Raw genomic sequence first — 22354 nt, 5'->3', positions numbered from 1 at the left:
AAGGTCAAATTGTTTTTTGCCATGCTGTGTAAATAATTATAGAGAAACTTCATTTATATATTTAGCTGAAAAATCGCGTTTAATTATTCTGATGAGTGTGATTTAATTCATCGGTCGTTTTATTGTGAATATCATTATGATCCAGTCCATACAGGTATTATTCAAACAAGCAACCCGGCGCAGGCTTCGTATACGCGCAGGGCTTGTTATGGCCTGTTGGCTACTACTTAATCTTCAGTTAGCTGTCGCAGCGCATCATAGCGGGCAGCAGCAACCGGTCACAACGCAGCTTCAGGTTCATCATGTTGTCGATGGTAGGGTGATTATGCCGGGTATGGAAAACGCAGGCCAGAAAGTGATCTGCGATAAACACTGCGGCCCGGATAGCGCACAGCCTAACGCTTCCACCTCGCTACAACTGAATGCATTGACTGGCGACACCGCCTTAGTTGTTGTTTCTCCACAACAGGAGATTTGCGCTGAACGTATAGACTGGCATACGCCGCCCGTCACTGGCCCACCGGCTGAAATACGCTTCTGCCGCTTCAGAGAATAAATCACCGTTAAAAAACATCCATCAGATCGGCCCGGTTTGCGGGCGACTTACTGTTTTTTTCGGAGATTTTATTATGCGTTCGACCTCTATTTTTCTGGTTATCACCAGCGTTCTGACCCTTTCCACCGCTTCATTTATCGCCAGCGCTGAAGAGAGCGCCATGCATCACCATAATATGTCTGCAATGGCAGATATGCCGGGTATGAATTCGCAGGATAATAGCGCACCGATTTATTCCGCCAGCGGCGTAATAAAAGCCTGGCGTGACAATGCTGTCGCGATCGCCCATGGTCCGGTGACACAACTGAACTGGCCCGCGATGACCATGAGTTTTGCACTTGATGATTATCAGGGGGAAAAACTCATGGCAGGACAGCGGGTCGATTTTACCTTCCGTCAGACTGATTCCGGCTACGCGCTCGTTTCCATTACCGCGCTATAACGTCGGAGTCATTATGCACATCTTAAATAAGGCGGCCCTGGGGCTGCCACTTCTGCTGTTGCTGATATCAACCGGCGGGCAAGCGACGACGCTGACAGAAGCCTTATCGGCGGCGGAAAGTTATTCCGCCGAACTTTCCGCCAACGATTATCAGGTTAACGCATTAAAAAACAGGGCGGATTCCGCTCTGCAACTGCCCGATCCGAAGCTGAAACTGGGGATTGAGAATGTCCCGATCGGCGGAAACAACGGTCGTCGTCTGACCCGCGAGGGCATGACCATGGAAAAGGTCGGCATAATGCAGGAATACATCAGCAGCACCAAGCGCGAGCGTAAAGCCGACTCGATAACCGCCGAGGCGCGGCGAGCAGTCGCCAATGCGGATGTTATTCGCGCGAGACTTCAGCGGGAAACCGCTCAGGCGTGGCTGGATCTGGCGGTGGCGCAGAAGTCGCTGCGTTCGGTTCAGGCACTGATTAGCGAGACGTCCCGACAAATCGGGGTGCAAAAAGCGGGCGTCAGCAGCGACAGCGTCACGCCCGGTAGCGTGCTGGACGTTCAACTGGCGCTGAACGCCATGAGAAATGAGCAGGATAACGTCCGTCGCGACGTGCAGATTGCTCAGGCGCGGTTAATGCAGCTTACCGGCAAGGATGTCCGCGATATCTCCGGCCCGCTACCGCGTATCGAGCGATTGCCTGCCGATGAGGCCACCTTGCTTGAAGGCGTTAAGCTCCATCCGGAAGTGATTCAGGCGGCGCGAGAAGCCGATCTGGCAAAAGCGAAGTCGGGGCAGTCCGCCGTGGCGGCGATCCCCGATGTCGGGGTCGAGGTCTATTACGCCAGGCGCGGGGACGATTACGACGATATGGTCGGTGTGATGTTTACCGTCGACCTGCCTGTTTTTCAGGGTAAACGCCAGGACAAAGATCACGCCGCCGATGTCTCCCGCACCTATGAAGCCAATGATCGGTTGACCCTGCTGGTGCGCGAACACCAGGCGCAGCAGTATCAGTTGATCTCGCAATACCATGCCGCGAAAGCCATTTATGACCGCCAGCAAAACGACATTTTGCCGCTGCTGCGCAAAAAAGTGAGCCTCGTCAACGCCCGCTATCGGGCTGGCGGCGGTGGGCTGATGGAACTGCTCTCGGCCCGGCGTGATCTGCTTAACGGCGAGATCGCCAGTAATAATGCTGAGAAAGCGCTCGCTAATGCGTGGGCCGCCATTCGCTACCTTATTCCGCAGGATGTTAAATAATGAAGCTTAAATCTGTTCTTTTTTTTGTGGCGCTGGCCGTCATTCTTGCCATAACGGGTGGATACTGGCTGGGCTCGCGTAACGTGTCGATGTCATCCGTTGAGAAGCCGCACAACCCGGCGGAACGTAAAGTGCTGTACTGGTACGATCCGATGAGCCCCGGCACGCGGTTTGATAAACCGGGAAAATCACCGTTTATGGATATGGATCTGGTCCCGCGCTATGCCGATGAAGGCGAGGGGGATGACGCCGGTGGGGTGCGAATCAGCGCCCGTGTGCAGCAAAATCTTGGGGTGCGCACGGCTAACGTTTCCCGCCAGCCGCTGGCGCCGAAGCTAAATGCCTTCGGGACGGTCGCCATTGATGAGCGCAGCGTTGAGACGGTTCCGGCGTTGGCCACAGGCCTGATTGAGAAACTCCACGTCAACGCCTCTCAGCAGTTTGTTAAAAAGAACGAGGCGCTGGCGGAACTGTGGATTCCCCAGTGGGCGGCAGCCCAGCAGGAGTATCTGGCGGTGAGACAGCTTGGCGATCGCGGGCTGACTGCCGCCGCACGTGGCCGCCTGCAGCTGCAGTTTATGCCGGAAGCGATTATCCGCAGCGTCGAGCGCAGCGGCAAGCCGCAAACCCGCATGACCGTTCGTGCGCCGCATGAGGGGTATATCAGCAAGCTTGATGTCCGTACTGGCGCGCAGGTGACGGCAACGCAGCCGCTGTTCGAGCTGGCCAGCCTCGATCCGGTATGGATAGTGATTGATTATCCAGAAAACCAGGCCAGCTTGCTGCACGTTGGAAGTCAGGTGACGGCGACCACCCGCAGCTGGCCTGGCACCACCTTTCAGGGAACGGTGAGTGAACTGCTTCCTGACCTTGAGACCAGCACCCGCACGCTGAAAGCCCGCGTGGTCCTCACTAATCCGCAGCATCGGCTCAAACCGGGAATGTATGTAAACATCCAGTTGGTTGATGAGACTCAGGGGAGTGCGGTTCTGACTATTCCTGAAGAGGCGCTGATCGTTACGGGTGCCAGCAATCGGGTGCTGATCGCCGACGGCGAGGGGCATTTCCGACCGGTGGAAGTGATCGCCGGGCGTACGCAGAATGGTCTGGTTGAGATTAAATCCGGTCTTGCAGAGGGACAGAAAGTGGTCACCTCCGGTCAGTTCCTGATTGACTCCGAAGCCAGTCTGCGCAGCGCGTTGCCACAGCTTTCCGGGCAGAGCGAAGAGAGAAAAAACTACTCAACGCATGGCGTTATCAAAGCGCTGAACGGTGAGACGGTGACCATTGAGCATCAGCCGGTCGCCGAACTGAAATGGCCGGCAATGACCATGGATTTCGCTATTACGCCGCAGCAGCGCCAACAAATCCGCCCCGGCGAGTCGGTTATGTTTAGCTTTGCCCTTACCGATGACGGGGCGCGAATCACGACAATAATGCCGATGAGCGGCGCTAAGGAGTCGCTATGATTGCCGCCGTTATCCGTTGGTCATTGCGCAATCGCCTGCTGGTACTGTTGGCGGCGTTTATTATGGCGGCATGGGGCGTCTGGTCGCTCCAGCGCGCGCCGCTGGATGCTTTGCCCGATCTCTCCGATACCCAGGTGATCATTCGCGTTAGCTATCCGGGTAAAGCGCCGCAAATTGTGGAAGACCAGGTGACCTATCCGCTGACCACCACCATGCTGTCAGTGCCGGGGGCGAAAACCGTGCGCGGTTTTTCCATGTTTGGCGATTCTTACGTTTACATACTGTTCGATGACGGGACCGACCCGTACTGGGCGCGCTCCCGGGTACTGGAATATTTAAGCCAAATCCAGAGCAGTCTGCCGCCGGAAGCGAAAGCATCGCTGGGGCCGGACGCCACCGGTGTAGGTTGGGTGTTTGAATATGTGCTCACCGATAAAAGCGGTCAGCATAGTCTGGGCGATTTGCGGGCAATTCAGGACTGGATCATTAAATATGAACTGAAAACTGTGCCGGATGTTTCGGAAGTTGCCAGTGTTGGCGGGATGGTGAAAGTGTATCAGGTGATCCTCAATCCCGATCGGCTGCGGGCGCTGAATGTCACCCATGAACAGGTCATTAGCGCGATCCAGAGCGCCAACCAGGAAGGAGGCGGTTCAGTGCTGGAAATGGGCGAAGCGGAATATATGGTGCGCACCACCGGCTACCTGAAGTCTATTGATGATTTCAATCAGGTGGTAATCGCTTCGCGCAACGGCGTGCCGGTGCTGCTTTCCGACGTCGCCAGCGTGCGCCGCGGCCCGGCGATACGTCGCGGGGTCGCCGAGCTGAATGGCGAAGGCGAAGTGGCGGGCGGGATTATCATTATGCGCTCGGGCAAAAACGCCCTGACCACCATTAATGCGGTGAAGGCCAAACTGGCGGAGGTGAAAAAAAGCCTGCCCGCAGGAGTAGAGATTGTCCCGGTCTATGACCGATCGCAGCTGATTAAAAATTCGGTCGAAACCCTGACTCATAAGCTTATTGAAGAGTTTATCGTCGTTGCGCTGGTTTGCTCGCTATTTTTGTTCCACTTCCGCAGCGCGCTGGTGGCGATGATCACGCTGCCGCTGGGGATCCTCGGCGCGTTTATTGTCATGCACTATCAGGGCGTCAGCGCCAATATGATGTCGCTTGGCGGCATTGCGATAGCCATCGGGGCGATGGTCGATGCGGCAATCGTGATGATTGAAAATATGCATAAGGTACTGGAGCAGTGGCGGCACGATCATGCCGAACGCCAGCCATCTTCCGCCGATTACTGGCAGATAGCTCAGCGCGCGGCATCGGAAGTGGGGCCTGCGTTGTTTTGCAGTCTGTTGATTATCACCCTGTCGTTTATTCCGGTATTCACCCTTGAGGCGCAGGAAGGCAAGATGTTCGCACCGCTGGCGTTCACCAAAACCTGGTCGATGGCGGTGGCTGCAGGGCTGGGGATCACGCTGGTTCCGGTGCTGATGGGGTATTTCATTCGCGGCAAAATCCCTGATGAAACCGCCAATCCGCTTAACCGCTGGCTGATCCGCGCCTATGAGCCGCTGCTGGACAAGGTGTTGCAGTGGCCGAAAGTGACGCTGACGGTGGCCGGGCTGCTGCTGGTTGCCACGCTATGGCCGCTGTCCCGGCTTGGCAGCGAGTTTCTGCCGCAAATTGATGAGGGCGATCTGTTATATATGCCCTCGACGCTGCCGGGGATCTCCAGCCGTGAAGCCGGACGCCTGCTGCAACAGACTGACCGTCTGATTAAGACCATTCCAGAAGTGCAAAGCGTGTTCGGCAAGGCCGGACGGGCGGATAGCGCCACCGATCCGGCGCCGCTGACCATGCTGGAAACCACCATCCGGTTAAGGCCCAAAAGTGAATGGCGGCCCGGCATGACCATGGATAAGCTTATCAGCGAGCTGGACAATACGGTGAAGGTTCCGGGAATCGCCAACGTCTGGGTTCCGCCGATTCGTAACCGCCTGGATATGCTGGCGACCGGCATTAAAAGCCCGGTAGGCATCAAAGTGAACGGCAATAATCTTGCGGAAATTGAAAAAACCGCCGAGGAAATCGAACGCATCGTGCGTAACGTGCCGGGGGTGACATCGGCGCTGGCCGAACGCCTCGACGGTGGTCGTTATATTGATATCAATATTGACCGGGTGAAGGCGGCACGTTATGGCGTATCGGTGAAGGAGCTACAGTCGGTGGTCGCCAGCGTCGTGGGCGGCGATAACATCGGTGAGACCATTGAGGGGCGCGAACGCTATCCAATAAGCGTCCGCTATCCGCGTGAAATCCGCGACTCGCTGCAAAAGCTGCGCGATTTGCCGGTGGTAACGCGTGGCGGGGCGCAGGCGGCGCTCTCTGAACTGGCGGATATCGCCATCACTGATGGACCGCCGATGCTGAAAAGCGAAAATGCCCGCCTGTCGGACTGGATCTACGTCGATATTCGCGGGCGCGATCTGAAATCCGCCGTTGACGAGATGCAGAGTAACGTCAGCAAGCAGCTCACGCTGCCCGAAGGCGTCTCGCTGACCTGGTCCGGGCAGTATGAGTATCTGGAGCGCGCCACGGCGAAGCTGAAAATCGTGCTGCCATTTACCCTGATGATTATTTTTATCCTGCTTTACGTCACCTTCAGTAAGGTTAAAGACGCGCTGTTGATCATGGGCACCTTGCCGTTTTCACTGATCGGCGGCGTCTGGCTGCTGTGGTTGCTGGGCTACAATCTGTCGGTAGCGGCAGCCGTCGGCTTTATTGCCCTTGCGGGCGTGGCGGCGGAGTTCGGGGTGATTATGGTGCTCTATTTAAATCAGGCAATCGCCAAACGACACGGCCAGCTTGATGACCAAAGCCTCAACGAAGCGATCCATGAAGGGGCGGTGCTGCGTGTCCGTCCGAAAGTGATGACCGTGGCGACAATTATGGCCGGACTGCTGCCGATTATGTGGGGAGGCGGTACCGGCTCAGAGGTGATGCAGCGTATTGCCGCGCCGATGATCGGCGGGATGATTACCGCGCCGTTACTGTCGATGCTGGTGATCCCGGCGGTTTACCGCCTGACGCACCGTAAAAAACGCTAATACCGGACATCCGGGTCAGACGGCCCGGGTGTAAATTATTCGGCGTTTTTAAGATCTTCCGCGCGTTTAGCGGTGGCGTAAACAAAATCCAGCATCGGCTCAAGATCGGTATCATAGCCAGCCTGAATAATTTTGCCGCGTAACCATTCGATCTCACTGGTAATATCCGGGTGGAAGATATTGTTGTCCTGAGCTTTGCGCAGCCATTTCAGCAGGAAATTATTTTTCCCCCGGACGCCACCCGATTTTTTCGATTTTGTATATATTTTCAGTGCGACCAAAACGCAGTAATAAAAATGGACGCGCTGATTAAAACTTTGGTGCATGTTTTTATTTCCCGCCAGATCAGGTTGCGGACGGGCATGGACCTTAAATCATACGATCTCTGATATTCACCCGTACCACCATCGCGCCTCTTTGCCGGGCGCTGACGCGATGGTGGCATGGAAGCCGAATTGCAGTCAAATATTGATTAGTTTTTTGCCAACATTTGCGTCAGACATCGCTCGACGCATATTCCTCAGCGCCGCAGTAAACCAGCACGTTATTGCAGGTAAATTCACGAACTCGATATAACACCAGCCGGTTAGCGCGATAATCAATACATCGATAAGTGGTGTAGCCGATTTAGAGTATCCAGCGTCTGTTTTGCAGCACCACGCGATAACCATCGTGATCGACAAAGGTTTTGCCGTTCACATTCCAGTACGGATTAAACGCGCTGACCAGTATGAAACCGGCGGTCAGCATTTTTCCGCACTGCTCCTGCCATGCTGCGGCTTGCGGGTAATAGAGCACCAGTAAATCCTCCGCGCCGGGTGAGGGCGTGAGCGGATGATGATGGCAGAGGGTGAACTCCAGATGCCAGCCAGTATCCCGGTGCCCGACCATCACACCGCTAAAGCCGTCATGATCGGAAAAACTCGCTATCTGCGCCAGGCCAAGGCCTTCGCAGTACATTTTACTACTCAGTGCAAGATCGGAGACCGGCCTTGCGATGCGCATATGGTTAAATGTCATAATAACCTGTATTGATAAAGGGTTGGTCAAATGACTGTATCTGTTTTTGCGGCAGTCATTTGTCGCGAAGAGCCTTTATTCTTGCCTGTTCTTTTGCCGCGCTTCTGCTGACGCTTACCCCAGGCCTTGATACTCATTAATTTTGCGCACATCCACCGCGGAAGGCGGAAAAAAGTCTTTCAGGCGGCACTGGGGATTGATACAGGGTGTTTTATCTGGGGGCGGCGGTCGCTTTTGGTCTCGGGGCGTTGCTGGCGGCATCGGAGCTGGCGTATGACTTGCTGAAGTGCTGCGGAGCCGTCTACTTATGCTGGCTGGGTAGTCAATTAATACTCAGACCCCGTCGTAATGCCGTTTACTTAAGCAAATCATCGGTGTTGTCTTTTGTTTTATTTTCCTGTGGCAATTGCATTATCGGTGGTTCTGGCGAGCATGACGCATTTTTCGTTTTCGCCCATTCAGATTCCGTGGTCTGTTCCGTTCACGATAAATTCGCGGATATTCGTTATATCCACAGCGTGTGAACGGGCAGGGGGACGTTTCGCCCGTCCCCCTGCACCCCCGGCATTGCGCTGAAAACCTGCCGCTGCGCGGTCCGCTCCACTCCGGCTTCATCTGGCGGACCGGGCGGGACTCGACGTCCCTGTCTCGACCCGCCCTCTGGCCGCCGTCCTGGCGGCCAGTCCTGGATGCGCGCCTGCGTTCCCGCCAGGTTTCCTTGATGCGCCCAACCCCCATGCGGTGAGTCCGTTATTCGTCAGGGGCTTTTCAGAGGCTGAAAGTCATAAAAAAAGTTATATCCTTTATATTTCAGCCCGTATCAGCTCAGTTAGTGAATCAACCGAATCAGATTTTCGTTTAAACCACCGATTGACAGAACCGCTCAGCCAGCCATAAACGCAACTGACAGCCCTTAACTGACAAGCATTACAGACCCCGTCGTCATTTTAATCGTCAGAAAATAGCGGCGGCGCCTGCCGGCAACGGGTTTTTAAAAGGGATGCTGGGAAATGTGCTGAATCCGAAGATGGGCATCTTTTATGTCTCTTTCCTGCTGCAGTTTATCCCGGCAGGCCATTCTCCAATGGTCTGGACATTTCTGCTGGTCGCCATTCATGTTTTGATCGGTACGCTCTGGTCGTTAACGCTCATTCTGGTCAGTCGCTATGCCGCTCGGTTATTGAAAACACCGACCTTCGTTCAATGGATGGATCGCGCGACCGGCGGTCTCTTTATGCTGTTTGCCGCCAGACTGGCTTTCAGCCACCGATAAAATATCCCGGACATGAATGTCCAGGACTCAGCAGTACCCCGCGTCATATTCACTGTTCAGCTAAGCATCTGGTATCGTTCAATCCCGCGTTAATCGTGGTGTCGATCATGCTGCTGGTTCTGGCACCCGGTAGCGCATCAAGATCGGACGCTGATTCAAGGAGCTGGCGCATTTGATTCAGAGCCGGAGAGGAATAGTCTTTACGCCAGATAAGTTGCGTGATCGCCTGTCCAACCGGCTGCACCTGGTTTCCCGGAGGCAGATACAGAGTGTCGAGTACGCTTTGAGGCAGCAGGCAGGCGTAGCCACCGGAGGCGACGCAGGCCAGCGCGGCAAGCATTCAGGGGGATTACCAGTATGGCGCTCACTGGGCAGGACAGGGAGTTAATCTTATTCGCGAGCTTCCTGCGGCTGAGCTGATACGAACTTTGATTAAAGAATGCGGGTTTATAGAGTAACGTGACGTTCTTTTCTTTTATAGCCTTGAACGACTGCTTTTTGCGAATTTTGAATAAGGGAATCACCGGCGGATAATGGGTGGGGAAAGGGCAGGAAAAACAGGCGCCAACGGATATTTCCGCTCGCGCCATGTACTGTCTTACTGAAGATTATTTGCCGTCAGACTCTCTTTATCAAAAGCATGGCTGACATCAATATGATTTTGATGCACCGAGGTATCAATATTTGCCCCCGCTTCTGGTTGAGTAAAACTATGTTCTGCGGCCACCACACCGGACGAAAGCGAAGCAGCCAAAAGCAGTGCGGTGATCATCACGCTGATATTTTTCATGTTTTGTTCCTTCTCTCATCGTGCTGTCGTTGTCGACTGTCTCTTTTGGCGGCCCGGCGATGTGTTAATTTTATTTAGTCAGTTCAGCGGTCATATGCACGCGGTTATTGAACTGAGCGCTGGTAATTTTGTAGGACGAATCTTGTTTGGCTGCCTGGGCGGCAATTTTCGCTTCTGCGCGGTCCAGTGTTGCAGCGCTGGCGCTGATGCTTTGGGCAAAAGAACCGAAGGAGATCATTGAGAGAGCGGCAACTGAAACGAAAATTTTGATGGATTTCATGGTCGTATTCCTTAAGCATTTTGTGTGTAGAGGAGCGTTTTTGCCCCGATGTGATAAATAATATGCCGACCATTCGCTGATTAAAATCGAAACAATTTGCGGATATTGTTCATAAAATTTGAATAAATTATGCAGGCAGAAAATGATTGTTATACACCGGACTCATCGCGTAGCGGAACAGAAGGGCGACGGAGGTAAGTGCCCGGATTTCGCCATCACCTTAGTGAAATATTATCGTCATATTTAATTCATCCGTTCCCTTTATCGTTTTGGTTTTCAATTTCTTATAACAATAGAGCGATAATACAATGCATCTGGTAAAAACTATCCTTACCGCAGGGCTTCTGCTTTCCGCAGCCGCCCAGGCACAGAACGTACTGGACTTCCCGCAGCCGAAAAACAATCCGGAAGAGTTTTACGCCGTGACTGAAATCCCGGCGGGCGGCATTATCAAATATGAAACCGACGCCAAAACCGGCTTTCTGATTGCCGATCGTTTTCAGTCGATGCCGGTGGCCTATCCGGCTAACTACGGTTCACTGACTCAATCTCTGGCTGGCGATGGCGATCCGCTGGATGTGGTGTTTTATACCCGTGCGCCAATGGCCCCAGGGACGCTAATCAAACTGCGCGCCATTGGCGTACTAAAGATGATTGACGGCGGCGAGAAGGACGACAAAATCATTGCCGTTCCGGCAAGTAAAATTGACCCGACCTACGACGACATCAAAAATATCAGCGATCTGCCGAAGATTGAGCAGGAGCGTCTGCAGGCCTTCTTCCGCGTTTATAAACAGCTGCCGGATGGCCGTAAAAAAGTTGAGCTGGACGGTTTCAACGATGCCGCCACGGCGAAGCAGGAAATTAAAGCGGCATGGGATGCCTGGAAAGAGAAAAATCCGCAATAGATTAAAAAAAACAGGCCCACGACCGGGGCGAATGCGTTCCCGGCGCGGATATCCCCGCCGGGAACGACATTTAACTTAACAGCGCGTTGATGGCTGCAATCTCTTCACGCCACTGCGCCTGTCGCTGCGGTTTTTGATGCTTTAGCTTGCGGGCGAGATCGTCGGCCAGCAGTTGCTCAAGCGTCAGCAACCGCTCCAGCAGCGCATCATGATCCACGACCGGCTCACTGGTGATTACCGGCCAGGGTTGCCTCGCCGGAAGAGAATTGCGGTTTCGCAAAACATCATAGACCTCCTCGGCGCTATGCCATTCGTTCAGCCCGTGCTCATCAATCAACCAGAAGCGATTGCAGCTCATGTCGATCAGTTCGCGATCGTGACTCACCAGCAGCAGGCCGCCGGGGTAATCACGCAGCGTGGCCGCCAGCGCCGCTTTGCCATCCATATCCAAATGGTTGGTTGGCTCATCCAGTAGCAGCAGGCTATAGCGGGCCAGCGACAGACCGACGAATAGCAGACGCGAACGTTCGCCGCCGCTTAAGGTGCCGACTTTTTGCCCGTGACGCGACCAGGTAAACCCGGCGGCGATCAGCGCCCGCTTGCGCGTTTCCGCTGCCGGTTCAAAGGATTCCAGCGCGTCGAGAAGTGTGTCGCCATCCGCCAGTTGGCGCAGGGTCTGGTCGTAATAACCCGCCTTCAGTCGCGGGTGCAGACGCAACCCGTTATCCGCCTTCTCCTGTTGCATTTGCCGCCACAGCAAACGCAGTAGCGAGGATTTACCGCAACCGTTACGGCCCATAACCGCCACCCGATCGCCGCTTTTCAGGCGCATCAGACTAGCGGTGAACAGGGCGGGCAGACCCGGCGCCGGTGGCACGGTGAGCTGCTCCAACTCCAGCAAGCGGTCCGCCCGCAGCGCGTCGCCGTGCAGCACCAGCCGCCATGGCGTTCCGACGGTGAGATCGGTCTGGCTCTCCTTCAGGCGTTGTACCTGCTTTTCCATTTGCCGGGCCTTGCGCGAGAGATCTTCGTTATCATACGTCCGCCCCCAGATAGCCAGCCGTTTGGCGCTGGCGGTAACACGGTCGATCTCTTTTTGCTCCGCTTTATGGCGCAGCGCGTCGCTGGCGTCCTGTACTTCCAGCGCCCGGCGGGCGGCGCTGCAGGGCAGGGAGAAGGCGTGCAGGGTTCTGTCACGCAGGATCCAACTGCAGTTAGTTACCGCATCCAGTAATGTATTATCATGCGATACCAGAACGAAACTCCCCTGCCAGGTTTGCAGGAAGCTCTCCAGCCACAACAGGGTCGGCAGGTCGAGGTGATTTCCCGGTTCATCGAGCAGCAGGAGATCCGGTTGCTGGATCAGCGCTCTGGCAAGCAACAGTCGGGTATGCTGACCACCGCTCAGGGTTGACGCTTGCTGCACAATCTCCGCTGACCTAAACCCCGTCTCCGCCAGTAATCTCTCTGCCTGCCAGCGCTGGTGCTCTCGGTCAATGGCGGGAAGTTTTGCCAGCACCGCCTGAAGCAGAGGCTGCGCTAACAGCGTATCCGGCAGATGCTGCTCAACTCGCGCCATCAGGCAGTGGTTTGCCAGCGACACGCAGCCGGAAGTGGGAACGATAGTGCCGTCCAGCACCTGTAATAGCGTGCTTTTGCCGCAGCCGTTATAGCCGATAAGGCCAATGCGGTCGCCTTTTTTCAGGGTAAAAGAGAGATCGGTGAACAGCGGGCCAAACGCCGTATCAGCATGGAGAGATTGCGCAGTTAGTAATGTGCTCATTGTGAACTTACTCAAGAGTTACAGGCGTAAAAACGCCTCGTCAAACATCGCTGACGATAACCCGGTAAGCCCGAGGGAAGGGATTCAGACGTTGGTTTCTTCGCTCAAGCCGAAGTTATCGCAGCACGATACCGATAACGCTTGAGCAGGTGCGATCGCCAAATGTATGTGAAAAATTAAACATTTCACAGTACGGCATGGGATCCTCCTTTTCTATTCAGTTGGTTGATGGGTGTCTGCAGTGTAGAGGGCAAAAGGCGTTTTGGCTAGCGCTGAACGAAACGGAGACAACTGAGGAAAAGTAACAAGCCGGACCTGAACCTCAGGCCCGGCCGTGCTGCCGCTTAAATTGATGTCCGGCGGTAGTTTCGATACTCCGGCTGCCAGAAGTTATCCGCAATTGCCTGCAACAGCGCTTCGGCGGAGGTTTTCACCGCCACGCCTTGTTCCTGCGCAACTTTGCCGACAGCAAACGCAATAGCGCGGGAAACGGTCTGTATATCCTTGAGCTCAGGCAGGACCGGCCCTTCACCGTTATTAACCAGCGGCGAATGTTTTGCCAGGGTTTCGCTGGCGACCATCAGCATCTCGTCGGTCACGCGGGATGCGCCGGAGGCGATAACGCCGAGCCCAATCCCCGGGAAGATATAGGAGTTATTGCACTGAGCAATGCGATACTGTTTGCCTTTAAGCGTGACCGGCGCGAACGGACTGCCGGTGGCGACCAGCGCTTCGCCGTCGGTCCAACTGAGAATATTCTGCGGCGTCGCTTCCACGCGGGAGGTCGGGTTGGACAGGGGCATCACAATCGGACGCGGGCAGTGTTTATGCATTTCGCGGATAATCTCTTCGGTAAACAGCCCCGGCTGACCGGAAACGCCGATGAGAATATTCGGTTTCACATTACGCACGACGTCGAGTAACGACAGGACATCATTGGTGGTGTCCCAGTCTTGCAGATGTTCCCGTTTTTGCACCAGTTTGCTCTGGAACGACAGCAGGTTCGGCATCGCATCGGTCAGCAGACCAAAGCGGTCAACCATAAACACGCGTTTGCGGGCCTCTTCTTCGCTTAAACCTTCACGCTGGATCTGGGCGATGATTTGCTCGGCGATCCCGCAGCCTGCGGAACCGGCGCCGAGGAAGACAATTTTCTGCTCGCTTAGCTGGCTGCCCGCGCCGCGGCTGGCGGCAATCAGCGTACCGACGGTTACTGAAGCGGTGCCCTGAATATCATCGTTAAATGAGCAAATTTCATGGCGATAGCGGTTAAGCAGCGGCATGGCGTTTTTTTGCGCGAAGTCTTCGAACTGCAGCAGAACGTCCGGCCAGCGGGCCTTAATCGCCTGGATAACGTCATCAACAAACTGGTAATACTCGTCGTCGGTGATGCGCGGATGACGCCAGCCCATATACAGCGGGTCATCCAGCAGTTGCTGATTATTGGTGCCGACATCCAGCACAATCGGCAACGTGTAGGCCGGGCTGATGCCGCCGCAGGTGGTATAGAGCGACAATTTACCGATAGGAATGCCCATCCCGCCAATACCCTGATCGCCGAGGCCAAGAATGCGTTCGCCGTCGGTCATCACGATTACCTTGACGTTATGGTTTGGCACGTTTTGCAGGATATCGTCGAGGTTGTTACGGTTCTGCCAGGAGATAAATACGCCACGGGCGCGACGATAGATCTCAGAGAAGCGTTCGCAGGCGGCACCGACGGTGGGTGTGTAAATCACCGGCATCATTTCGTCGAGATGATTGCCGACCAGGCGATAAAACAGGGTTTCGTTGGTATCCTGGATGTTGCGCAGGTAAATGTGTTTATCGATCTCGGTCTTAAAGCCCTGATACTGGATCCAGGCGCGCTCAGCCTGTTCTTCGATGGTTTCCACCACTTCCGGCAGCAGGCCCAGCAGATTAAAACTGCTACGCTCTTCCATACTGAAGGCGCTGCCTTTGTTGAGAAGAGGAAACTCAAGCAGAACGGGACCTGCATATGGGATATAAAGAGAGCGGTTTTTCTTATGAGTAAATTGCATCGCACTAACTCCTTGATGATCGCTTCAGCCCATGCGCGGCGACAGGCGAGGGGCTGGCAGGAAATTGCAGCGGCCAGAGTATAGAGCAGATGACATCAAAGAAGGGTAAATATCCGGGCGATAGTATTAAAAAACACCATCCGCAGGAAGGGACGGTGTTTTTATCATCATTCAGCTGAAAATTTATCCACCGCGGCGTTTGCGCCCGGTGGCGTGGACGTGGTTAACCGTAGTTTCTTCATCGCCCTCCAGCAGCACTTTTTTCTGCCGGGAAAGTTTGTAGTTCAGACCGAGAAGATGACGTGCCTGATGGTTCGATTTCATTCTTACTCCTTTATCCTGTTGCGGTTTCAAGGACAAGCCCGACCTGCGCCGGACGAAATTTAACCCTAAGTACACCGCCCGTTTTGGGGCAGTGATAATTATCGTGGTCCAGTTTGCCTGGATTGGCAATGCTGAAAGCACAGATTAACAACGCCCGCTCGACGGGAGTAACGGACGAACCGTCCGTATTGCCCGGAAGGCTGACGCCTTACGGGGCTGCGGGATAAATTCGGGCCAGGCTGGATCTGGCGTTAGCCGCCGTCCGGCAGGAATCGTGAGCCCGTGGTTATCCATTGTTGCTGGTTAACGGGGGATTACCACTTCATTTCGCCGGTATTCACTTTTGCGCTCAGCGCCAGCGAACTCTCTTCCGCGAGCCCCGGCCAGCGCTGTTTCATCGCCTTAATGACGTCTGCGGAATCTTTATGCTCTTTGAGCGTCTGCTCAAATTGGATCAGATAATCGCGGGTAAAGACAATCGCGCGATCGCCTGCTGGCAGCGTGCCGAGATAATGACCGGGGATCACCCGTTGCGGATGCAGAGCAGCCATCTCGTCAAGGGTATTGATCCACTGCTGACGGCTGGCGACGCTTTGGGTATCCGCTGTCCAGACGTGCATCCCCCACGCGACGCCGGTACCGCCAAGAATCGCTTTGTTCCCCGGTATCCAGACAAAGGCGGCATAATTCTGTGGCTGGCGGATCTCGACTTTTTCGCCATCGATAGTGAAGCTGTTAGCGGCAATCACCTGTGGAACGTAAATCTGTTGCGGCGCGCCGTCTTTCATCTGTGGGCCCCAGTACGCCAGTTTGGCCGCTTTGGTGGCATTGATATGTTTCACGACCTCAGCGGTGGCTACCACGTTTGCATCCGGGAAGGCTTTAACCAGCGGCTGCAGGCCAAAGTAGAAATCAGGATCGCCGGACGTGATGACGATGCGGGTGAGCTTTTTACCGCTTTTTTTAATCATATCAACCAGTTTGTCACCATCTTTACTGCTGAACTGGGCATTAAATAACACGGCTTCATGGGGGCCGGAGACGAGAGTGGAGTTGACGGCGAAAATACCGTTCTCCTGCGGATTGTAGGTTTGCAGCGTTAAAGGGGCGGCCAGTAGTGTGGTGCTGAACAGCGTGGTGGCGATAGCAAGGGCAGATAATTTCATATTGGTTTCTCTCCGTCAGATGAATAGACGCTATTTTACGGATTTCTGGATTTGCGAAAATTCCTGAAAAAAGAGATGCTGAGTTTCATAAAACGTGCAGATGGAAACGGAAAATGGATCGGGTGATCGCCGCGCAGGTGTATATGCGTATTTGTGAACTGGGGAGTTTAAGCGCCGCCGCGCGCGCGCTGGGGATGTCGCGACCGATGGTTAGCCGCTATCTGGAACAGATGGAGCAGTGGGCAGGAACCCGGCTGATCCATCGTTCAACCCGTAAGCTGACCTTAACGCCCGCCGGGGAAAAGGTGCTGCAAAAGACGCGAACGCTGACGCAACTCGCGGATGAAATCGCCGGGCAATCCGAACGGGCGATCCCCAGCGGTACGCTGCGGGTTGCCTGCGCCCATTTCACCGCCATGCAGCTTATCTCACCGCTCTTACCGGATTTTCTTGCCCGCTATCCGCAGCTGCGTCTTGAACTGGATATCAACAACCATCCGGTGAGCCTGATTGGCGAGCGGATCGACGTGGCGATCCGCATTACCGATAACCCGGAGCCAGGCGCTATCGCCCGCCGCCTTGGCGTCTGCCGTTCCGTGCTGTGCGCCTCGCCGCGTTGGTTACAGCACCACGGACCGCTGCGAACGCCGGAGGATTTGGCGCATCACAATTGCCTGCACTATAGCCATTTTGCCAGCCAGAGCTGGCAGTTTACCGATCCTGCTGGCGACAAGATCGCGGTGGCGGTGTCCGGTAATCTTAGCGCCGGGATCTCTTCGCTGCTGCTGGAGGCTGCGGTTGCCGGTTGCGGCATCGCCATGCTGCCGGAACTGGAGGCGCAAAGGGCACTGAACAGCGGCGCGCTGAAGCGGGTGTTACCGGCCTGGCAGCCGAAAGCGCTGGGCGTGTATGGCGTTTATCTCTCACGTGATTATCCCCCGAGCGCATTGCCGCTATTTCTCGAAGCGATTCAGCAGACGCTGACTCAAACTACCGGAAGACAAGGAACCGCCAATGATTTTGTTTCGCCCGATGCGTAATGACGAGTACCCGGCTTATCTCGACTATTTTCTCCCCGATTATGCCGCAGAAATTGCGGCCAACTATGGCCTTTCATCGTCGGCCGCGCTGGCTCAGGCGCAACAGGAAATCGCGGAGGCTTTACCCGCTGGCGTCAATACCCGCGGCCAGGTTCTTCTCTGTTTACTCAATGATGTTGAGGGGAGAGAAACGCCGATTGGCTATCTCTGGTACAAGCCAGATGAGCCAACGCGCTCTGCGTTTATCTGCGATTTTTATATTTTTCCGACCGTTCAGGGCCAGGGGTTGGGTAAACAGACTATGGTTGCCTTTGAGAATGAACTGAAAAACAGAGGTATCAGGCAAATTAAATTGCGGGTTGCCGGGGATAATCAACGCGCTCGTCATCTCTATGAAGCCACCGGATTCCGCGTCACCGGCGTCAATATGAGCAAAAATATCACAGCGGATTGAACTGACGAAAAAAGCGTGCGCCGTCCAAAGGGGTAAAGGGCTTCTATACTTAACCTTCTAATGTCAAAAAGGAGCGAATAATGGCAATTCATAAGAAAGGTCAGGCGCATTGGGAAGGGGATCTGAAAAGTGGTAAGGGAACCGTCTCTACCGAGAGTGGCGCGCTCAATCAACAGCCTTATGGTTTCAACACGCGCTTTGAAGGCGTAAAGGGGACCAATCCGGAAGAGCTTATCGGCGCCGCCCATGCCGCCTGTTTCTCTATGGCGCTCTCGCTGATGCTCAGCGAAGAGGGCTATACCGCCACTTCTATTGATACCGTGGCGGTGGTGACGCTGGATAAATCCGGCGGCGGCTTTGCGATCACCAACATTGCGCTACAGAGCAAAATCGTTCTGCCGGGCGTTGATGCCGACGTCTTTGACGGCATTATTCAGAAAGCGAAGGCTGGCTGCCCGGTATCACAGGTGCTGAATGCTGAGATAAGCCTCGACTATCAGCTTAACCCTTAACCTCTCTGGTGCCCGCTACCGGCGGGCATTTCCTGGGTTAACGCCACCGTTGGCGAATGCCTCCCGCAGCGAATAATGCTATCTTTGCCGCTCAACGAAACGAGCAGGTAAAGTCATGATCGGCATACGCGGAATGATCGAATCCCAGGTTCTGGGCTTAACCGGCATGGCGCTGAAAGAGATAGATTTTGAACATCCCAAAGGCGAACCGGGGCTGTTTGGCCCGCAGTCGGCTATCTGGCAGGTTCACGGGGATTTTACCGCCATGCTGTGCGGCGGCGTCAGCGCGCTGCTGTTACAGATGCTCCATCCGCTGGCGCTGGCGGGCGTCTGGGATCACTCCCGTTTCCGGGACGATATTTTTGGCCGTCTGCGGCGCACCAGCCAGTTTATTTCCGCCACGACTTTTGGCACCGTCGTTGATGCCGAACGGCTGATCGCAAAAGTGAAGGCGATCCATCTGCGGGTGAGCGGCGAGGACAAAGATGGCACGCCGTATCGGGCCAGCGATCCGGATTTGCTCACCTGGGTCCATGTTGCCGAGTGCAGCAGCTTTATGGCCTCGCATCTGCGCTATAAACGCACTGTGGTCAGCACCGCCCGTCAGCAGCAGTATTATCAGGAAGCCGCGGAGATCGCCCGCCGTCTTGGGGCGCGTGATATCCCGGTCACTCCCCGTCAGGTTTCCGACTACCTGCAGGATATGCGCCCGCAGTTACGCTGTGATGAACGAACCCGCGAAGTGGCTGACCTGCTGCTGTCGACGCGCTTGCCAGGCCGGTTAAGCCAGCCGGTTGGACGGATCATGATGTGTGCCGGTATTGACCTGTTACCGTCCTGGGCGCAGGAGATGCTTCATTTGCCGATGCGCCCGGCGCGGCGGCATGGCGCGCGGATTGCGGTACATGGCATTGCGCGCATATTGCGCGCGTCGGTACGTAACGGCGCGTATCACTGTGCAATGCGCCGGATGAGTGCCGGTTAGCCATCCTGTAATGTGAATTATTCAGGGGATGCATTGTCGTTGAACTCGGTCATGCGCTCGGTGGGTGCAAGCGACTGGTCGGCGCGCCGGTGCAATACTATTGAGCGCAATCTGCTGGATATGACAGACCAGTCCCCCTTACCGGAGCAACTTAAGCCGGATCGCTACTTCAATCTGACCTGATGTCATTAGCCATTGTGTATGTTTATTATTCGTTAAATAAGTTAAATCTAATGCATGATAGACAACATTGATTATACAGAGACGGCCATGATTGTTATGCTTTCGTTAATAAAAAGCCCGTTATCGCCCCTGAATCATTTAAGTTGCAGGACAAAACGCTGCGGCTGTTTTTAAACAGCACTTGCGTTGCCCGGAAGTGGTGAGTCCAGATTATTGCCCACGCCCATGCAACCTGAAGTATGACGGGATGATATGCCGATCGCGGGCGATAAGAGAGAGTACGGCGGATCGCCTGCAATTCGCTGCTGAAAGCACATCAGGAGTTAACATGAGTAGTAAAAAACGCGTCGTTCCAGGGGTCCATCCTTATGATGGTCCGGCAGGGGGCTGGGGCGCATTAAAAGCCACCGCTATTGCCGTGCGTACGCAAATGGATGTACTCGATGCACCGTCCACGCTACTTCGTACTAACCAGCCGGATGGATTTGACTGCCCCGGTTGCGCCTGGCCGGATAAAGAGCATAAATCGACGTTTCAGTTCTGTGAAAACGGCGCCAAAGCCGTGACCTGGGAAGCCACCAGTAAACGCGTCACCGCGGAATTTCTGGCTGCCAATACGGTCACCTCACTGCTGGAAAAGAGCGACTTCGAACTGGAAGGTTACGGTCGTTTAACCCGGCCTTTAGCCTACGATAAAAAGAGCGATACCCTGCGTCCGGTTGCCTGGGAAGAGGCATTCACCCGTATCGGCGAAATCCTCCGTTCTCTGCAGCCCGATGAGGTTGAGTTTTACACCTCCGGGCGGGCCTCCAATGAAGTGGCTTACTTATTTCAGCTTTTTGCCCGTGAACTGGGTACCAACAACTTCCCGGACTGCTCCAACATGTGCCATGAGTCGACCAGCGTCGGCCTGCCGCAGTCCATCGGTATCGGCAAAGGCACGGTCTCGCTGGATGACTTTGACAAGACCGAACTGGTGATTTCCATCGGGCACAACCCTGGCACCAACCACCCGCGAATGATGGGGACGCTGCATGAGCTGGCGCGCCGCGGCGTACCGATCATCGTTTTCAATCCGCTAAAAGAGCGTGCGCTGGAGCGTTTCGCCGACCCGCAGAATGTCATCGAGATGGCGACATACCGTTCAACCAACATTGCCTCCACCTATTTTCAGGTGAAAGCCGGCGGCGACGCGGCGGCATTAAAGGGGATCGCGAAAGCGTTGCTGCGGATGGAAAAAGAGCAGGGCGGGGTGCTGGATCGGGCGTTTATCGACGAACATACGCTGGGCTTTGCTGATTTCGCCCAGGATCTTGCAATTACCCACTGGCACGATATTGAACGTGAGTCTGGCCTGACGCGCGACGATCTTGAGCGGGTGGCGGCGGCATACGCCAAATCGAATGCCACCATTATTACCTACGGTATGGGTATCACCCAGCACAACAAAGGCACGTCAAACGTGCGCCTGATTGCCGATCTGCTGCTGATGCGCGGAAATATTGGTAAGCCCGGCGCCGGGATCTGCCCGTTGCGCGGCCACTCCAACGTGCAGGGTAACCGTACCGTGGGCATCACTGAAAAACCGGGCGCCCCGTTTCTGGCCAACCTTCGCCGGGTGTTCGGTTTTGAACCGCCGCAGGCGCACGGTCACGATGCGGTGAAAGCGCTACAGGCGATGATCGACGGCGAATCCAAAGCCCTGCTGTGTCTTGGTGGTAACTTTGCGGTGGCGATGCCGGATCACCAACGGGCCTTTCCGGCAATGCGGGGGCTGGATCTGAGCGTACATATTGGCACCAAGCTTAACCGTTCGCATTTGCTGGTCGCCAAAGAGACCTTTATTTTGCCCTGTCTGGGCCGCACCGAGCTGGATATCCAGGAGACGGGGCGTCAGTCGATTACCGTCGAGGATTCGATGTCGATGGTTCACGCTTCATCAGGCAAACTGAAACCCGCTTCCCCGCATCTGCGCTCGGAGCCCGCGATTGTCGCCGGAATGGCAATGGCGACGCTGCCTGAGAGTAAAATTGACTGGCTGGCGCTGGTCGCGGATTACGACAGGATCCGCGATTTGATCGAGCAAACGATTCCCGGCTTTGACAATTACAACCAGCGTATACGCCATCCCGGGGGCTTTCGTATGCCGCTGCCGCCGACTGAACGTATCTGGCCGACGCCGACCGGTAAGGCGATGTTTTCGGTTTTCCACGGCATCCATGAAAACCAGCAGGTTGAGGGGGAAAATGTGATGCGCCTGGTGACACTGCGCAGTCACGATCAATATAACACCACCATCTACGCTATGGATGACCGCTACCGTGGCGTTTTTGGTCGTCGTGATGTGCTGTTTATGAATGAGCAGGATATGGCAGAGCAGGGGTTAGAGCATGGCGATCGGGTGGATATTAGCTCCGCGCTGCCGGGTCATCACCAGCGGCTGGAGGATATCACCGTGGTGGCTTATAGCATCGCACCGGGCACTGTTGCCGCCTATTACCCCGAAGCGAACGTGCTGGTGCCGCTGGATTATCTTGATAAAGAGAGCGGCACGCCCTCCTATAAATCGGCCCCTGTCCGTCTGACTCTGCGCTCGAAAGAGATCCGCGCGCTGGCGGGGCTTCGTTAAGCCGTTATTCCGCGTATGTCGCCTGCCATTGCGGGCTCTGTGTCAGAGCCCGCCCAACAAAATCCGCCCCCTGTAGCTGTAGGCCGATACACGCGCCACCGTTGATGGCGCTTGAATTTCATCAAGG

At 55.1% G+C, this 22354-nt stretch carries 20 protein-coding genes and 4 pseudogenes; 15 read left to right on the top strand and 9 right to left on the bottom strand.

Annotated elements, in window-relative coordinates:
• Positions 1-208 precede the first annotated feature (208 nt).
• The 5 genes from ABK821_RS05600 (at position 209) to ABK821_RS05580 (ending at position 6838) form a co-directional block, all read left to right on the top strand.
• A complete protein-coding gene (locus ABK821_RS05600) occupies positions 209-556 on the top strand; it encodes a hypothetical protein (protein ID WP_260607827.1) in 348 nt (115 codons plus the stop codon).
• Between the two features lie 73 nt (positions 557-629).
• A complete protein-coding gene (locus tag ABK821_RS05595; protein ID WP_138362788.1) occupies positions 630-998 on the top strand; it encodes a copper-binding protein in 369 nt (122 codons plus the stop codon).
• 13 nt (positions 999-1011) lie between these two features.
• On the top strand, positions 1012-2259 hold the full coding sequence (locus tag ABK821_RS05590) for a TolC family protein (RefSeq protein ID WP_138362789.1): 1248 nt from the start codon (positions 1012-1014) through the stop codon (positions 2257-2259).
• Complete coding sequence (locus ABK821_RS05585; protein ID WP_142501997.1) at positions 2259-3728, top strand: efflux RND transporter periplasmic adaptor subunit; 1470 nt, start codon at positions 2259-2261, stop codon at positions 3726-3728. Before ABK821_RS05590 ends, ABK821_RS05585 begins: the two co-directional genes overlap by 1 nt.
• The gene (locus ABK821_RS05580) at positions 3725-6838 is read left to right on the top strand and encodes an efflux RND transporter permease subunit (protein ID WP_343179051.1); all 3114 of its coding nucleotides are present in this window, start codon (positions 3725-3727) and stop codon (positions 6836-6838) included. Before ABK821_RS05585 ends, ABK821_RS05580 begins: the two co-directional genes overlap by 4 nt.
• A gap of 35 nt (positions 6839-6873) precedes the next feature.
• Here ABK821_RS05580 and ABK821_RS05575 read toward each other — a convergent pair whose 3' ends face one another.
• The gene (locus ABK821_RS05575) at positions 6874-7164 is read right to left on the bottom strand and encodes a hypothetical protein (RefSeq protein WP_142501995.1); all 291 of its coding nucleotides are present in this window, start codon (positions 7162-7164) and stop codon (positions 6874-6876) included.
• A 301-nt stretch (positions 7165-7465) separates the two neighbouring features.
• On the bottom strand, positions 7466-7858 hold the full coding sequence (locus ABK821_RS05570; protein WP_142501994.1) for a VOC family protein: 393 nt from the start codon (positions 7856-7858) through the stop codon (positions 7466-7468).
• Positions 7859-8064: 206 nt separating this feature from the next.
• Between ABK821_RS05570 and ABK821_RS05565 the strand changes: the two genes are divergently transcribed.
• On the top strand, positions 8065-8382 hold the full coding sequence (locus ABK821_RS05565) for a LysE family transporter (RefSeq protein WP_395033840.1): 318 nt from the start codon (positions 8065-8067) through the stop codon (positions 8380-8382).
• A gap of 407 nt (positions 8383-8789) precedes the next feature.
• A pseudogene (locus tag ABK821_RS05560) lies at positions 8790-9131 on the top strand (LysE family translocator); the annotation flags it as partial.
• A gap of 49 nt (positions 9132-9180) precedes the next feature.
• On the opposite strand, the pseudogene ABK821_RS05555 reads toward ABK821_RS05560, so the two are convergent.
• A pseudogene (locus ABK821_RS05555) lies at positions 9181-9465 on the bottom strand (hypothetical protein); the annotation flags it as partial.
• Here ABK821_RS05555 and ABK821_RS05550 point away from each other — a divergent pair.
• Positions 9455-9589, top strand: a pseudogene (locus tag ABK821_RS05550) (nitronate monooxygenase); the annotation flags it as partial. The pseudogenes ABK821_RS05555 and ABK821_RS05550 overlap by 11 nt on opposite strands.
• 140 nt (positions 9590-9729) lie before the next feature.
• On the opposite strand, the gene ABK821_RS05545 reads toward ABK821_RS05550, so the two are convergent.
• Together ABK821_RS05545 and ABK821_RS05540 are read right to left on the bottom strand one after the other, a co-directional pair.
• Entirely contained in the window at positions 9730-9921 is a 192-nt protein-coding gene (locus ABK821_RS05545) for a hypothetical protein (protein ID WP_138362383.1), read from the bottom strand.
• Between the two features lie 70 nt (positions 9922-9991).
• Positions 9992-10201, bottom strand: a complete 210-nt coding sequence (locus tag ABK821_RS05540) for a YdgH/BhsA/McbA-like domain containing protein (RefSeq protein WP_142501993.1) — start codon at positions 10199-10201, stop codon at positions 9992-9994.
• Between the two features lie 308 nt (positions 10202-10509).
• On the opposite strand from ABK821_RS05540, the gene ABK821_RS05535 reads away from it, so the two are divergent.
• The gene (locus tag ABK821_RS05535) at positions 10510-11109 is read left to right on the top strand and encodes an inorganic diphosphatase (RefSeq protein ID WP_142501992.1); all 600 of its coding nucleotides are present in this window, start codon (positions 10510-10512) and stop codon (positions 11107-11109) included.
• A 70-nt stretch (positions 11110-11179) separates the two neighbouring features.
• Here the strand turns inward: ABK821_RS05535 and ABK821_RS05530 are convergent, their stop codons facing one another.
• From ABK821_RS05530 to ABK821_RS05515, 4 genes are all read right to left on the bottom strand, one after another.
• Positions 11180-12892 carry an ABC-F family ATP-binding cassette domain-containing protein gene (locus ABK821_RS05530; RefSeq protein WP_343178885.1) on the bottom strand — a complete coding sequence of 571 codons (1713 nt, stop codon included), beginning with the start codon at positions 12890-12892 and terminating at the stop codon, positions 11180-11182.
• A gap of 344 nt (positions 12893-13236) precedes the next feature.
• Positions 13237-14934: an NAD-dependent malic enzyme gene (locus ABK821_RS05525; protein ID WP_138362379.1), complete on the bottom strand. Its 1698-nt coding sequence runs from the start codon at positions 14932-14934 to the stop codon at positions 13237-13239.
• 183 nt (positions 14935-15117) lie between these two features.
• Complete coding sequence (sra, locus tag ABK821_RS05520) at positions 15118-15258, bottom strand: stationary-phase-induced ribosome-associated protein (protein WP_138362378.1); 141 nt, start codon at positions 15256-15258, stop codon at positions 15118-15120.
• Between the two features lie 314 nt (positions 15259-15572).
• Positions 15573-16424 (bottom strand): Vmh family MBL fold metallo-hydrolase, encoded by an 852-nt coding sequence (locus tag ABK821_RS05515; protein WP_138362377.1) that lies wholly within the window; start codon positions 16422-16424, stop codon positions 15573-15575.
• Positions 16425-16537: 113 nt separating this feature from the next.
• Here ABK821_RS05515 and ABK821_RS05510 point away from each other — a divergent pair, with 113 nt between their 5' ends.
• The 6 genes and pseudogenes from ABK821_RS05510 (at position 16538) to ABK821_RS05485 (ending at position 22227) form a co-directional block, all read left to right on the top strand.
• The gene (locus ABK821_RS05510) at positions 16538-17464 is read left to right on the top strand and encodes a LysR family transcriptional regulator (protein ID WP_308563017.1); all 927 of its coding nucleotides are present in this window, start codon (positions 16538-16540) and stop codon (positions 17462-17464) included.
• Complete coding sequence (locus ABK821_RS05505; protein WP_142501988.1) at positions 17439-17918, top strand: GNAT family N-acetyltransferase; 480 nt, start codon at positions 17439-17441, stop codon at positions 17916-17918. The genes ABK821_RS05510 and ABK821_RS05505 overlap by 26 nt, the downstream gene beginning before the upstream one ends.
• A gap of 80 nt (positions 17919-17998) precedes the next feature.
• Positions 17999-18430, top strand: a complete 432-nt coding sequence (locus ABK821_RS05500) for an OsmC family protein (RefSeq protein WP_138362374.1) — start codon at positions 17999-18001, stop codon at positions 18428-18430.
• A gap of 115 nt (positions 18431-18545) precedes the next feature.
• The gene (locus ABK821_RS05495; RefSeq protein WP_138362373.1) at positions 18546-19415 is read left to right on the top strand and encodes an oxygenase MpaB family protein; all 870 of its coding nucleotides are present in this window, start codon (positions 18546-18548) and stop codon (positions 19413-19415) included.
• 90 nt (positions 19416-19505) lie between these two features.
• A pseudogene (locus tag ABK821_RS05490) lies at positions 19506-19598 on the top strand (ibestrophin); the annotation flags it as partial.
• A gap of 328 nt (positions 19599-19926) precedes the next feature.
• Positions 19927-22227, top strand: a complete 2301-nt coding sequence (locus tag ABK821_RS05485; protein WP_138362372.1) for an FdhF/YdeP family oxidoreductase — start codon at positions 19927-19929, stop codon at positions 22225-22227.
• Positions 22228-22354: the final 127 nt, after the last annotated feature.

The organism is Klebsiella sp. KE9456 (genome assembly GCF_043832615.1).
Lineage (GTDB): Bacteria > Pseudomonadota > Gammaproteobacteria > Enterobacterales > Enterobacteriaceae > Klebsiella > Klebsiella indica.
This window is presented reverse-complemented; position numbering and strand designations above follow the sequence as displayed.

Bases quoted from the DNA above. Each gene is read 5' to 3' on its own strand.
- ABK821_RS05595 (WP_138362788.1), top strand. From the start codon at position 630: ATGCGTTCGACCTCTATTTTTCTGGTTATCACCAGCGTTCTGACCCTT.
- ABK821_RS05585 (WP_142501997.1), top strand. From the start codon at position 2,259: ATGAAGCTTAAATCTGTTCTTTTTTTTGTGGCGCTGGCCGTCATTCTT.
- ABK821_RS05600 (WP_260607827.1), top strand. From the start codon at position 209: ATGGCCTGTTGGCTACTACTTAATCTTCAGTTAGCTGTCGCAGCGCAT.
- ABK821_RS05500 (WP_138362374.1), top strand. From the start codon at position 17,999: ATGGCAATTCATAAGAAAGGTCAGGCGCATTGGGAAGGGGATCTGAAA.
- ABK821_RS05545 (WP_138362383.1), bottom strand. From the start codon at position 9,921: ATGAAAAATATCAGCGTGATGATCACCGCACTGCTTTTGGCTGCTTCG.
- ABK821_RS05580 (WP_343179051.1), top strand. From the start codon at position 3,725: ATGATTGCCGCCGTTATCCGTTGGTCATTGCGCAATCGCCTGCTGGTA.
- ABK821_RS05575 (WP_142501995.1), bottom strand. From the start codon at position 7,164: ATGCACCAAAGTTTTAATCAGCGCGTCCATTTTTATTACTGCGTTTTG.
- ABK821_RS05495 (WP_138362373.1), top strand. From the start codon at position 18,546: ATGATCGGCATACGCGGAATGATCGAATCCCAGGTTCTGGGCTTAACC.
- ABK821_RS05510 (WP_308563017.1), top strand. From the start codon at position 16,538: ATGGATCGGGTGATCGCCGCGCAGGTGTATATGCGTATTTGTGAACTG.
- ABK821_RS05535 (WP_142501992.1), top strand. From the start codon at position 10,510: ATGCATCTGGTAAAAACTATCCTTACCGCAGGGCTTCTGCTTTCCGCA.
- ABK821_RS05485 (WP_138362372.1), top strand. From the start codon at position 19,927: ATGAGTAGTAAAAAACGCGTCGTTCCAGGGGTCCATCCTTATGATGGT.
- ABK821_RS05540 (WP_142501993.1), bottom strand. From the start codon at position 10,201: ATGAAATCCATCAAAATTTTCGTTTCAGTTGCCGCTCTCTCAATGATC.
- sra (WP_138362378.1), bottom strand. From the start codon at position 15,258: ATGAAATCGAACCATCAGGCACGTCATCTTCTCGGTCTGAACTACAAA.
- ABK821_RS05570 (WP_142501994.1), bottom strand. From the start codon at position 7,858: ATGACATTTAACCATATGCGCATCGCAAGGCCGGTCTCCGATCTTGCA.
- ABK821_RS05515 (WP_138362377.1), bottom strand. From the start codon at position 16,424: ATGAAATTATCTGCCCTTGCTATCGCCACCACGCTGTTCAGCACCACA.
- ABK821_RS05590 (WP_138362789.1), top strand. From the start codon at position 1,012: ATGCACATCTTAAATAAGGCGGCCCTGGGGCTGCCACTTCTGCTGTTG.
- ABK821_RS05505 (WP_142501988.1), top strand. From the start codon at position 17,439: ATGATTTTGTTTCGCCCGATGCGTAATGACGAGTACCCGGCTTATCTC.
- ABK821_RS05525 (WP_138362379.1), bottom strand. From the start codon at position 14,934: ATGCAATTTACTCATAAGAAAAACCGCTCTCTTTATATCCCATATGCA.
- ABK821_RS05530 (WP_343178885.1), bottom strand. From the start codon at position 12,892: ATGAGCACATTACTAACTGCGCAATCTCTCCATGCTGATACGGCGTTT.